General features: G+C 62.2%; 11 protein-coding genes and 1 pseudogene. 9 read left to right on the top strand and 3 right to left on the bottom strand.

The genetic code is table 11. The annotated features are described in order from the left end of the window. Positions 1 to 72 precede the first annotated feature (72 nt). The 7 genes and pseudogenes from AC3FOF_RS25270 to AC3FOF_RS25240 form a co-directional block, all read left to right on the top strand. Positions 73 to 231, top strand: a pseudogene (locus AC3FOF_RS25270) (LysR family transcriptional regulator); the annotation flags it as partial. A gap of 316 nt (positions 232 to 547) precedes the next feature. Continuing rightward, positions 548 to 880 (top strand): hypothetical protein, encoded by a 333-nt coding sequence (locus tag AC3FOF_RS25265; RefSeq protein ID WP_488728149.1) that lies wholly within the window; start codon positions 548 to 550, stop codon positions 878 to 880. A gap of 138 nt (positions 881 to 1,018) precedes the next feature. Beyond that, the gene (locus AC3FOF_RS25260; protein WP_488728148.1) at positions 1,019 to 1,249 is read left to right on the top strand and encodes a hypothetical protein; all 231 of its coding nucleotides are present in this window, start codon (positions 1,019 to 1,021) and stop codon (positions 1,247 to 1,249) included. Between the two features lie 93 nt (positions 1,250 to 1,342). Beyond that, on the top strand, positions 1,343 to 1,747 hold the full coding sequence (locus AC3FOF_RS25255; protein WP_488728147.1) for a hypothetical protein: 405 nt from the start codon (positions 1,343 to 1,345) through the stop codon (positions 1,745 to 1,747). A 1,141-nt stretch (positions 1,748 to 2,888) separates the two neighbouring features. Then, positions 2,889 to 3,581, top strand: coding sequence for a hypothetical protein (locus AC3FOF_RS25250; protein WP_488728146.1), 693 nt, complete (start codon positions 2,889 to 2,891; stop codon positions 3,579 to 3,581). Positions 3,582 to 3,776: 195 nt separating this feature from the next. Beyond that, on the top strand, positions 3,777 to 3,962 hold the full coding sequence (locus tag AC3FOF_RS25245; RefSeq protein WP_488728145.1) for an NTF2 fold immunity protein: 186 nt from the start codon (positions 3,777 to 3,779) through the stop codon (positions 3,960 to 3,962). Positions 3,963 to 4,286: 324 nt separating this feature from the next. Next, the gene (locus AC3FOF_RS25240; RefSeq protein WP_488728144.1) at positions 4,287 to 4,862 is read left to right on the top strand and encodes a hypothetical protein; all 576 of its coding nucleotides are present in this window, start codon (positions 4,287 to 4,289) and stop codon (positions 4,860 to 4,862) included. A gap of 351 nt (positions 4,863 to 5,213) precedes the next feature. Here the strand turns inward: AC3FOF_RS25240 and AC3FOF_RS25235 are convergent, their stop codons facing one another. Then, positions 5,214 to 6,500 (bottom strand): adenylosuccinate synthase, encoded by a 1,287-nt coding sequence (locus AC3FOF_RS25235; RefSeq protein WP_488728143.1) that lies wholly within the window; start codon positions 6,498 to 6,500, stop codon positions 5,214 to 5,216. A gap of 141 nt (positions 6,501 to 6,641) precedes the next feature. Here AC3FOF_RS25235 and gcvA point away from each other — a divergent pair, with 141 nt between their 5' ends. Both gcvA and AC3FOF_RS25225 read left to right on the top strand, forming a co-directional pair. Continuing rightward, positions 6,642 to 7,544 (top strand): transcriptional regulator GcvA, encoded by a 903-nt coding sequence (gcvA, locus tag AC3FOF_RS25230; RefSeq protein WP_488728142.1) that lies wholly within the window; start codon positions 6,642 to 6,644, stop codon positions 7,542 to 7,544. 240 nt (positions 7,545 to 7,784) lie between these two features. Beyond that, positions 7,785 to 8,783 (top strand): sulfate ABC transporter substrate-binding protein, encoded by a 999-nt coding sequence (locus AC3FOF_RS25225; RefSeq protein WP_488728141.1) that lies wholly within the window; start codon positions 7,785 to 7,787, stop codon positions 8,781 to 8,783. A gap of 165 nt (positions 8,784 to 8,948) precedes the next feature. Here the strand turns inward: AC3FOF_RS25225 and AC3FOF_RS25220 are convergent, their stop codons facing one another. Further along, positions 8,949 to 10,190 carry a cation:proton antiporter gene (locus tag AC3FOF_RS25220; RefSeq protein ID WP_017230645.1) on the bottom strand — a complete coding sequence of 414 codons (1,242 nt, stop codon included), beginning with the start codon at positions 10,188 to 10,190 and terminating at the stop codon, positions 8,949 to 8,951. A gap of 203 nt (positions 10,191 to 10,393) precedes the next feature. Next, the gene (locus AC3FOF_RS25215) at positions 10,394 to 11,170 is read right to left on the bottom strand and encodes a hypothetical protein (protein WP_488728140.1); all 777 of its coding nucleotides are present in this window, start codon (positions 11,168 to 11,170) and stop codon (positions 10,394 to 10,396) included. Positions 11,171 to 11,261: the final 91 nt, after the last annotated feature.

Here is an 11,261-nt window from a genome sequence, read left to right as displayed (position 1 = left end):
GCCTGGGGCGCCGACGATCATTATCTGAGAGCCGAAAGGCAGCAAGGCAGCTCAGGTAGGCGGCGAGCGGTGCAGGACAGCGACCTGCGCATCGAGCCGCCGGTGGCGGACAGCTTCCACCTGGTTTGTCCGGCGGACCGCCCGCAGGCGCTGGCGGGCCTGCCCTTCATCCAGCTTTCGCGTACCGGCAGCGTGCGCCAGCACCTGGCTTCAAGGCGTCGCCCTATACGAGCAATCCGACATGGGGAAAGCGGATCGGCTCATGGATTCATTCGACGCCCAGCCCTGATTTTTTGCCTGCGCCCTGGATCGGCGAGCCATCGAGCCATACGGGAAGCACAATACTGTCAATCGGCCCCGTCCTGGATTGGCGTAAAAATGCGCCGCGCAAGCACCGCCAGCCGATGGCCAGCCATCCCAGGCAGCCGATTCGGCCGAATCGGCGTGCAAATGCAGATCCGTCTGATTCTATCCTCGTCTTCGCTCTGATATCGATAGGGCTTGCGCGCAATCGCGCGTGCAATCGTCGAACGCGGAGGAAACCAGGATGGCGAACAACTTCGTCCCGACGGCAGGCCACATGGGCCGGGCCGGCGATCTCGCTGGCGTGACCATGCGCGCACCGACCGAACTGGCAAGCCTGCTGCGCGCCACCTTCATCCAGGCCAACCGCCTGCTGCGGCTGGCCACGCCGCTGGGCGCGGAGGTCCTGCTGGCGGAGCAACTGCATGCCGCCGAACAGCTCGACGGCGGCGGCTTTCGCCTGGAGCTGACGGCGCTATCGGACAACGCGGGCATCGACCCCGGCACGCTGATCGGCCAGCCCGTGCGCCTGGAACTGCTCACCCAGCAGAGCCACAGCGCAGAGAAAAGCTACTGACGGCAAAACGGGTCGTGCTACTTGGAATGCTGGAATAGCGGCAGCGCAAGGTATTGGTGCTTTCCCAGACTGCTGGTTCGGCTTTTGCTGGGTTGTCTCCTTGCTTGACGACTGCAATTTTGACTAGGAAATAGTTATATGCGCCAAAGGGATTTGAGGTTCACCTTCCCCGTGCTGTCCGGTCGGATGGAGTTTGAGGTTGTAGAGTTTGCCCTGGAAGAAGCCATTTCCGAGCCCAGAAAGGATTACAACATCGAGCAACAAGGAGACATTGTGCGCGACTGCTACTTGTTGGGCCTGGATCCAGGAGTCACCGAGGCACAGGCGCAGTTTCAGTCCGTGCTGGGCAACTTTCCGGCGGGGTACTGAATCATGAAGTATGCGATATGGGCTGTGTTGTGTGCTGCGTTGCTGATGCAATCCCCAGCGGGGGCCGTGTCCAAGCGCCCTCCGGATGTTCCCGTGACGATGGAGTCCGGGCGTCCGGTGGCGGACCTTCGACTCTTGTTGGCCGATACCAACAACCTGGAGATCATCCGCGTGCGTCTCTGCCGCCGAAGCGCCAGTCGGTGCTATGAAACCCTATGGGATATCGATCTTCCCGCCGGCTGGATCCAGCCACGAATAGTGTTGTTGGGAGACTATCCAGGCGCGGTCGTCAAAACGATGAACCCCGAAGCGCTAGAGTCGGGGGGCAGTTACAACCTCTACATTAAATTCAACGAGCGTAGCCGCTGGCACAAACAGACGGTATCCAGCACCCTCCTGGAGTTTTGCGTAATAGAGGACGGTGGTGCATGGCAAGTCCAGGATCCGGCTCTTTGCCTGGCTCGAAGGAATGCCGAAGAGCGCCAGTCACGCCCCTGAATCGATTGGATGTAGCTCCACAGCGCGACCTGGAAGCTCGCCATTTATGCCAGCAAGGAGGAATTGCACGATGAATGATGCGGTTCAGATGAGGGCAAAGACAGCTGGAAGAAGCGGAACTATCGATTTTGATGTGAGCGGCAGGGGTAATGTCAGCGGGCACTTCACCTTATGGGAAGGCACAAGCCAGAACCTGCTCTACGTGCGGGCAGGCTCAAACGAAAATTGCAGGAGGAGCCCTTTGTATTATTTCCGGCGGATCTGCCCGGCGCCGACGGAAGCTCCCAGTGCGCGCACTGCAGGAGGAATGGTGATAACATCCACCGTCTCTATTTAATTCTGGGAGCGCAGATGAATCTTGATTCTGCAAGGGGCCAATGTATTCGTGCATCTTGTGCCCTTATACTCTTTAGTTCCACGGCCGCATATGCCGGGTCTAAGAATCCACCTATAGAGCGCGTCAAGCAAATGGCATTGCAACAATGCCTGAATAATAATTACGAAGAAATTAAGGCATACAAACCGATCGACCTGAACGATGCTTCCTACCACATTGTAGGAATTCAACTGGACCGGGATGGTATTGGAAAGCGAACGAGGGCACTGAGCAACTTCGTCAGGAAGCACACAGATACTTTCCATATGGGAGGGCCATCTTTAAAGAGTGAGTCCGGACGGGTGCACAACTCGATTTTCGAGAAATGCATGCGTTTTTATCACTCCACGAGCCTTGACGAATTTATAAGAGTCCGGCTGCTGAAACCGTGACAGTATGAAGGTGGAAGCAATCGCGAGCGTAGGTTCTGTCAATGGCAGCCATAGGCAAAGCAATCTTCTGGACTGCCGATCCGCGACTACATCAAGGCGACCGGTGCCAAGGACTTCAAATGAGCCCCATCAAGCATTCTTTACTTGTCTTGCTCAGTGTTTTCCTGCCAGTAGTGGCAAATGCCGCCCCGTTCAGTTCACTGATTATGGCGATTTTTACCGGTCGTTGGGTGGCAACCTGTTTCAGGGACCGGGGACTGCCCTGGCGATGCCCTGCGCGGAAGCGCCGCGGAATTGCATCTGGGTCACCTCGATGGGCCAGGCGATACGGCGCTATGACCAAACCCAGTGGACCACGCCAGACGGCCTGGCCATGAAGCTACCCAAGGGGATACTCGACGTTGCCTTTGACGGCCAGACCTTGATCGTCGGGAAGCGGCACTGGCCGCTGAGTGGCGTGACCAATCTCGCTCCACCGGAGTGGAACGGCGGCGCGCCTATCGACCCGGAAAACCTGGAGGATGTCACGGTATGGCGCCATGGCACATCTGTGTGCCTGGATATGCAATACGTCAGCAGTGGCAAGGGGGATCGCTACACCGAGGTTCTGTTGCTGCATAGGCAGCGCCTCCACGCCTTGCCTCCTCTGTTTGGAACCTGCGCAGCCATTCGCGAAGCACCGCAGAACCAGTTCAGCTATCCAAACAATACTTACCAGGGCCCGAGCAGGAAAACAACCCAAGTGGCTTGCAAGTGGATTACCTGCTGTCTGACGGCAAGACGCGAGTGGCCCGTCATCTGTTGCGCTTCCCAAATCGGGGCGATCCCTTTTTGTTTCGCCAATAGCCGTTCACAGAGCAACGTTCGGGTTGCTGTTCGACTGTGCCTTGCGATCGAAGGGCTGGGGCAAAACCCGATCGTGGCGGGTCTTACCGCGCTGAAACTCAACCTGCTATGCCGCGGCAGGCGCAGACTACCCGATCGCATCCGCGAGCCGTTGGAGATATCGCATGCGGCCACCCGTCCACTTCGCAATGGCACAGTCACCATCAACCTCCATTTCTGAATGAATCGAAGAAACGGGGACGCTTCAGCAGGCCATATCCTGGGCAAGGTTCTTGGCGCACAAGGAGGTAAGGATAAAATTCCCCCACAACTCCCATGGATTAATATCGTTCAATATCGAAAATTTGAATATTATGTTGGAAAATATATAAAAAGAGCGGCGCTGTCGATATTGAATGGGTATTAAATTACGGAAATGGCGGAAATTTTGAGGTCGAGTCTATCTAAAAATAGAGTTGTAATTTCCACTCAACAAAATGTCGGATTTAAGAGCAAATACAGATATACACTTAACTTTAAAAACAACCAATGGCTTATTGATAAAAAAGAACGGCTTGATGAGGATGGGGGCATGGAGCGTTGGAGGCAAGCTTGTCTCTAACGCCGATATCGCACTAACGCTGATAAAGAATGGAACCAATCTTCCATGATCTGCAGATCTTCAGCGTGATCTAGATCCTGTGCAGCAGGGAGATCGACGTGACGCTTAAAATCAGCGAGTCGAGGAACGACGGAACAAGGGGGCAAGTTTACCTCCGACGTGGTTGGGTGGCCGATCAGGAAGCTAGCCTGACCCCGTTCTTGAAGAACCCGCGTCAGAATGAGGGAAGGCACCCGCGGTGAAGGCGCCAGCCTTCGCGCCGCCTCATCAACGCCATCATTCTGAAACGGACCTTGATGTCCATCAACGAAAAAGACACCGCCTATGCACGCCCTGAACGCCAGACCGAGCCTCGCCGCCGCCCTCTTTGTCCTTGCCGCCCTCGGTATCGGATCAGCACATGCCGAGACGCAGACATTCGATCCGCGGTCCTTCAAACTCGCACCGCTGATCGAATGCGGAGCGGACGACATCGCGGCCTACTACAGCTTTGCCTTCTGGTTGAAGGATCGGGACACGAAGCCTGCCGACCTGAAAGCACTCGGCCTGACAGCGATCCCGTCCGGCAACCCGATGCTCGAAGAGTACCGCCTGTCGAGGCCGATCACCGTATTCGGGCGTTCGACCGAACGTATCGTCTTCACCAGCGCCGGCCTCATGGGTGTGTTTGATGAAGCCGACCCTCACCCGCTTGCCAAGCAACTTGGCGTCACCGCAGCCCTCGACAGACCGGGCAAGTTTCTTGGGGAGAGGGTGATCAAGGAGAGCGAACATCGCGCCGAGGACGATCCCTCATTCGTCACGCGGTTCCGCATCTCCCTGGACGTCTCCACGGTCACCTCGCACCCGCGCAAGACCTTGGCCGGCTGCACTTACCGAATGTCGATGGAAGACAAGTGAGCTTGCGCCGGGCCGGCATCGCGGCTTGGGTGCCGTAACGAGCCGGCCGATATGATGGGCTTGCCGAGAACGGAGCCAGGTTCGCTTCGTTCTTGGCCCCGCTCCTTCCCGGCACAGAAACCCAAACGGAGCACGTGCGCCGGCCTCGCCCTCGCGTCCGCTTGCGCTTGTCGGAAGCGGTAGGCGATCGATGTTCCAGGTACTTGCGCGTCAACGAGCCGGCGCCCAGCGGCGCTTCGTCAAATGCTTTCCATGCGGGCCCCGGCGCCCGCTTTCGCTGGCTATGGGCCGCCGCCTTGACTTTTGACGCGGCCGCTATCGCATGCGATTTTCCGCTTTCGGCGGGGGCGTTCAGGCGTCGAAGGGGTCGCTCGCGACAATCGTATCGTCCCGCTCGGGGCTGGTGGTGACGATCGAAACCGGAACGCCAGCCTGCGCCTCCACAAAACGGATGAATGCCAGCGCTTCCGGCGGGAGCCCGGCGAGCGACCGGGTGCCCCGTGTCGGCCGCGACCAGCCCGCCAGTTGCTCATAGACGGGGACGGCGCTTTGCTGCGCGGCCAGGCCCGGCGGCGCATAGTCGAAGAAGCGGCCGTCTATTTCATAGCCGACGCAGACCTGGACGCACTCGAACCCGTCCAGGACATCGAGCTTCGTCAGCGCCAGCGTATCGATGCCAGCCACCTTCACGCTTTGCCGGAGCTGGGCGGCATCCAGCCACCCGCAGCGGCGCGGCCGCCCGGTGTTCACGCCGAACTCGTGCCCGCGCTCCCTGAGCAGGTTCCCTGGCCCGCCGTGGATCTCGGTGGGAAACGGGCCTTCTCCCACGCGGGTCGCATACGCCTTGGTCACGCCGACCACATGGCCGACCCTCGAGGGCGCGATACCGGTACCGCTGGCGGCGCCGGCCGGCACCGTGCTCGACGAGGTGACATAGGGATAGCTGCCCCAGTCGATGTCGAGCATGACGGCCTGCGATCCTTCGAAGAGGGTCCGCTTTCCCGCTGCATGGGCCATGTCCAGTTGCTGCCAGACGCTGCCGGCAAAGCGCAGGATGGCGGGCGCGATGTCGAGAAGGCGTTGCAGCATGCCGTCTTTCGACAGGGTGTCGAGGCCCAGTCCGCGGAACCAGGCGTTATGGTGCTGAAGCAGCGCATCCAGCTTGTCGGACAGTACGTCGGGCTCAGCCAGGTCGCAAACGCGGAGTCCTCTTCGGCCCACCTTGTCTTCGTACGCTGGCCCGATGCCGCGCAGCGTGGTACCGATCGGCTGGCGGCGCAGTGTCTCCTGCGCGGCGTCGATGGCGCGATGAACGGGCAGGACCAGCGTCGCCGTCTCCGCGATCATCAGATTGTCCGGCGTCACGGCGACACCCAGCGCGGCCATGCGCTCGATCTCGGCCAGCAGTGCCTCGGGGTCCAGGGCCACGCCGTTTCCGATCAATCCCATCTTCCCGCGCACCACGCCGCTCGGCAGCAGGGCCAGCTTATAGGTCTTGCCATCGACCACCAGCGTGTGGCCCGCATTGTGTCCGCCGTTGTAGCGCGCGACGACATCGGCCTTTTCCGCGAGCCAATCGACGATGCGCCCCTTTCCTTCGTCGCCCCACTGGGCACCCACGACCACGACGTTCGGCATATCAATACCTCAGGTGAGATTTCTAGACGGATTGAAACGAGCGAGCTCGTGTTCGTGGGGAAATATAGGGCGTATCCCAGCCAATGAATATCGATTTATACTGAGGCTGAATGTCAGAAAAACTCACACGAAAGTTCGACGATGACACGCCGCCTTCCTCCCCTGAACTCGCTGAAGGCCTTCGAGGCCGCAGCACGGCTCGAAAGCGTTTCCGCCGCGGCGGACGAGCTTTGCGTCACGCACGGGGCCGTGAGCCGCCATGTGCAGCAGCTGGAGCACTGGCTTGGGCACCTGCTGTTCGTCCGCCATAACCGGAAGGTGGTACTGACGCCGCAGGGCCGCGCCTATCTGTCGGAGATCAGCGCCGCGTTCGACCGGATCGCGCTGGCCACCAGCGAGCAGATGCAGGCAAGGCGGCAACAGATCCTCCGCGTGAATGCCCCCACCACGTTCTCCCTGCGCTGGCTCCTGCCCAGGCTCTCCTCGTTCCAGCTCGCCAACCCGGCCATAGAGATCCGGCTGACGACGTCCAACGAGCCCATCGGAAAAACCCGCGAGGAGGTCGATCTGTGGATTCGCGGCGGTCCGCAGGATGTCGAGGGCTATGCCGCCCGCGAGTTTCTCTCGGAAGTCCGGCTGCCGGTATGCTCCCCCCGCGTCTTGAAGGCGGAGCCGCTGCGCAATCCGCGCGATCTTGCGCGCCACACGTTGCTGCATGCGGCGACGTATCCGACCATGTGGTCCGAATGGCTGGCTGCCAGCGGCAACGCCAGGCTCAAGCCAAGGAACACGCTGACGCTCGAGCACTTCTACCTGACCCTCCAGGCCGCGCTCGATGGCCTGGGCGTTGCGATGGGACCGGTGGCATTGGTGGCGGACGACGTAGCGGAAGGGCGCCTTGTCTTCCCGTTCGACGGTCCCGTGCTGCCGCCCTGGCGCTATTTCACCTATGTGGCGAAGCACCGGAGCGGGGATGACGCCATCCGTGTGTTCCAGGCGTGGCTGTCGGCGGCCAGCAGGTTCGATGTCGAGGAGGGCCGTTGATGGGCTCCCGGGGACATGCTGTCGTGCGATCACGAAGCCCATAGCCGCCGGCGTATCGAAGATGGCGGGCGCGCCAAGACAGCATGAAGGCCACCTGCCGGACGCACGGCGCGTCTATCGACATGCGGAAACCTTCGTTCCGTCCGCTCTGCCTGGCTGTGGACAATGACAGATCACCGATGCGTGCCGGCCATTGCCGCGCTGCATCGCTTCCATCCGCGGATCCAGTCACCAATCACCATGCCAAGACTCCTGCCTCGCCTCCTCGCCGCCGGGTTCCTGCTCGGCGCCGCCATCCCCGTGCTGGCCGACACGGCCATCCTCAATGCCGGCTATGACGTCACCCGCGAGCTGTACCGCGAGATCAATCCCGGCTTCGTCGCCAGCTGGAAGCAGGCAAGCGGCGAGACGGTCGTTGTCAACCAGTCGCATGGCGGATCGAGCAAGCAGGCGCGCTCGGTGGCGGATGGCCTGGAGGCGGACGTGGTGACCATGAACCAGGAGACCGATATCGACATCCTGGTGCAGCGCGGCGTGGTGGCGCAGGACTGGAAAAAGCGCTTGCCGGACAATGCCGCGCCGTACTACTCCACCATCGTGTTCCTGGTGCGCAAGGGCAATCCCAAGCGCATCCTGGATTGGGAAGACCTGGGCCGCCCGGGCGTACAGGTGATCGTTCCCAATCCCAAGACCTCGGGCAACGGGCGCTACACCTACCTGGCGGCATGGGGCGCGGCCATCCGCAAGGGCGGCAGCGAGGCGCAGGCGCGCGAGGCGGTGAGCCGGCTGTTCCGCAACGTGCCGGTGCTCGATACCGGCGGCCGCGGCGCCACCACCAGCTTTACGCAGCGCCAGCTTGGCGATGTGCTGGCCACCTTCGAGAGCGAGGTGCACCAGATCCGCAAGGAGCTGGGCGACAGCTTCGAGGTGGTGTACCCGGGCCAGTCGATCATCGCGGAAGCGCCGGTGGCCGTGGTCGACAAGGTGGTGGACAAGCGCGGCACGCGCAAGGTGGCGACGGCCTACCTGCAATACCTCTGGTCCGATGCCGGGCAGGACGTGATCGCCCGCCAGTTCTACCGGCCCCGCTCGCCAGCGGTGCTGAAGGCCCATGCGGCGCAGTTCCGCCCGATCCAGCTGTTCTCGGTGAGCGATGTGTTCGGCAGCTGGGCGCAAGCGCAGAGCCGCCACTTTGCCGATGGCGGCGAGTTCGACAAGATCTACCAGGGCCGTTTGTGAGCACTGGCGCGGGTGAGGCACCGGTGCCGGTGCCTCACCCCATGGCCCTTGAGGTTCCGGGCCGTCAGGCGGCAATCGGGGACTGCGCCCCGTTCGCCTCGATGATCCCCGCAATCCGCCGTGGCGAGCACGTCAGCGCCCGCGGGCAGCGGCTACAGGAGGCGACTAGGCCTGCCTGGCGCTCAGGTGCCTGACCAGCCGGCCCAGCGTGGTGGCCTGGATCAGCAGGCTGAACACCACCACCAGGTAGGTCACGCCGATCAGCATCTCGCGGCCATGGAAGTCCGGCAGGGACAACGCCAGCGCGATCGAGATGCCGCCGCGCAGGCCACCCCAGGTCATGATGGTGGCCGAGTGCGGATTGAGCCGGCGGAAGTTCTGCAGGGCCAGCAGCGGGATGGCCACGCTGATGCCGCGCGCCACCAGCACCACGGGAATTGCCGCCAGCCCCAGCCAGACGATATGCAGTTGCAGCGACAACGCAATGATCTCCAGCCCGATCAGGCCGAACAGCACCAGGTTGAGCAGTTCGTCCAGCAAGCCCCAGAAGTTGAACAAATGCTCGCGGGTCTTTTCCGACATCGACTTGGTGGCGCCGTGGTTGCCGATCACCAGGCCCATGATGACCACCGACAGCGGCGCCGACACGTGCACCACCTCGGACAGGCTGTAGCCGCCGGTGGCCAGCGCCAGCGTGATCAGGATCTCGACCGGATAGCTGTCGATGCCGCGCAGCAGCAGCGAGGCCCCGTAGCCGAGCACGGCGCCAAGCACCAGGGCGCCCAGCACTTCGCGCACCAGCGCGACCGCCACATGCGAGGCGGAGAACTCGGTGGCGCCCGTAGCCAGTCCCACCAGCGTCAGGAAGGCCACCACCGCGGTGCCGTCGTTGAACAGCGACTCGCCTGCGATCTTGGTCTCCAGGCTCTCCGGCGCGCCGGCGCTCTTGAGCACGCTCAGCACGGCGATCGGGTCGGTGGGGGAGATCAGGGCGCCGAATACCAGGCACCACAGCAGGCTGATCGGATGGCCCAGCCACTGCGCCACATAGTAGAAGCCGCCTCCGACCGCGGCCGTGGAAATCACCACGCCCACGGTGGCCAGCATGACCACGGCCCGGCGCTGGCGGCGCATGCGCGAGAGGTCGACGTGGAGCGCGCCGGCAAACAGCAGCAGGCTCAGCAGGCCATGGAAGACAATGTCGGAGAAATCGATCTGTGCCACCAGCTTGCGGGCCTGGGCGACCATTTCAGGGTGGTTGAAGCCGAGGATGGACACGCTCAGGCAGGCCACCAGTCCGACGGCGGTAATGCCCAGGGTGTCGGGCAGTTTGATAAAGCGGTAGTTGATGACGCCGAAAATGGCGATGAGAGTGAAAAGGGCGCCAGTCCCTTGGAAAACAGTCATGCGGGGGTTTTCTCCTTCGTTGCGGGCAGCAATGGCAGGGTGGGCCATTGCCAACGGTTGACATGTGGGTTTTGTACCACATTCAAGAGGCCGGCATCCTGGGAAATTTCATCAGAGGCGTTGCGGCGGCAGGCGATGACTTGCCGCCGGTCGCCGGCGCGGGGCGGGGGCGGCGGGCTGTCTCAAGCCAGGCAGCCGAGGCGCTACCCCACGCCGAGTATCCAGCCCTCCAGCGCGGCGACCTGGCGCTCCGCGTGGGTCAGCGGCGGATTCAGGTAGCGCTCGAGGACCCCTCTGCCGGCGGTTTCCGCAAGCCAGCGTGCCGCGGCGTACGCGTCCTGCTCGTCGGCCGTCCGGTCCGCCCGCGGATAGCGCTCGCGGAGCATCGGCGAGCAGACTTCCGCGATGACCGAGCTTTCGCGCTCCGGCAGTTGCCAGCCATCGAACGGCCAGATATGGATGCGATCCTGCGCTTGTCCTCGCAGGTGGCGCAGCCAAGGGATGCCGGCGTGCGTCGACATGGCGTTGGACCCCTGCACGTCGAACTGGAATGCGCCCTTGGCCCAGCAGGTCCAGCGCTCGCACAGGCGTAGCTCGTCGGACCTGCCGATTGGCCGCGCTTGCGGCGGACCATTGCGATCCACGCAGGCATCCGCCATGCCGCTTGTACAGCGCTGCTGGAAATGGTCCAGAAATTCAGGCCAGGTCCGCAGTTGGTGCCGGTCAAGGTAAGACTTGGGGAAGGAAAAGCCGTGGTCGATGCCGACCAGGAGCCGCTGGCCAGAGGCAACCTGCGCCAGCAGCCATTGGGCGACAGCCCTGCGCGACCAGATGCCACGGTGCGCTTGCGCGTCGGCTGGATTGCGGATGGCTTGCGGCTCCTGGCCTGCCGCGGCGGCAAACACCTGAAGCCCGCGCAGCAGGCTGTCCGGTGTTTCGGCACCGGAATAGTCGATGCCGATGTAGAGGTCGAAATCCATGATGCGGATACCCGGGGAGGGCGGCACGCGCCCGGCTGATACCCGTATCTCTATGCCCGATTCGGCTTGCGCGCAACGCGCAAGGGCGGGC

It is taken from the genome of Cupriavidus sp. 96C5-1, assembly GCF_057798855.1.
The sequence above is the reverse complement of the archived record's forward strand: the minus strand, read 5'-3'. Positions and strand labels throughout refer to the sequence as shown.

What these genes read in the sequence shown, in the direction of transcription:
- AC3FOF_RS25240 (WP_488728144.1), top strand. Translation starts at nt 4,287, where the DNA reads ATGCACGCCCTGAACGCCAGACCGAGCCTCGCCGCCGCCCTCTTTGTC.
- AC3FOF_RS25220 (WP_017230645.1), bottom strand. Translation starts at nt 10,190, where the DNA reads ATGACTGTTTTCCAAGGGACTGGCGCCCTTTTCACTCTCATCGCCATT.
- AC3FOF_RS25260 (WP_488728148.1), top strand. Translation starts at nt 1,019, where the DNA reads ATGCGCCAAAGGGATTTGAGGTTCACCTTCCCCGTGCTGTCCGGTCGG.
- AC3FOF_RS25225 (WP_488728141.1), top strand. Translation starts at nt 7,785, where the DNA reads ATGCCAAGACTCCTGCCTCGCCTCCTCGCCGCCGGGTTCCTGCTCGGC.
- AC3FOF_RS25235 (WP_488728143.1), bottom strand. Translation starts at nt 6,500, where the DNA reads ATGCCGAACGTCGTGGTCGTGGGTGCCCAGTGGGGCGACGAAGGAAAG.
- AC3FOF_RS25250 (WP_488728146.1), top strand. Translation starts at nt 2,889, where the DNA reads ATGAAGCTACCCAAGGGGATACTCGACGTTGCCTTTGACGGCCAGACC.
- AC3FOF_RS25265 (WP_488728149.1), top strand. Translation starts at nt 548, where the DNA reads ATGGCGAACAACTTCGTCCCGACGGCAGGCCACATGGGCCGGGCCGGC.
- gcvA (WP_488728142.1), top strand. Translation starts at nt 6,642, where the DNA reads ATGACACGCCGCCTTCCTCCCCTGAACTCGCTGAAGGCCTTCGAGGCC.
- AC3FOF_RS25245 (WP_488728145.1), top strand. Translation starts at nt 3,777, where the DNA reads ATGGCGGAAATTTTGAGGTCGAGTCTATCTAAAAATAGAGTTGTAATT.
- AC3FOF_RS25215 (WP_488728140.1), bottom strand. Translation starts at nt 11,170, where the DNA reads ATGGATTTCGACCTCTACATCGGCATCGACTATTCCGGTGCCGAAACA.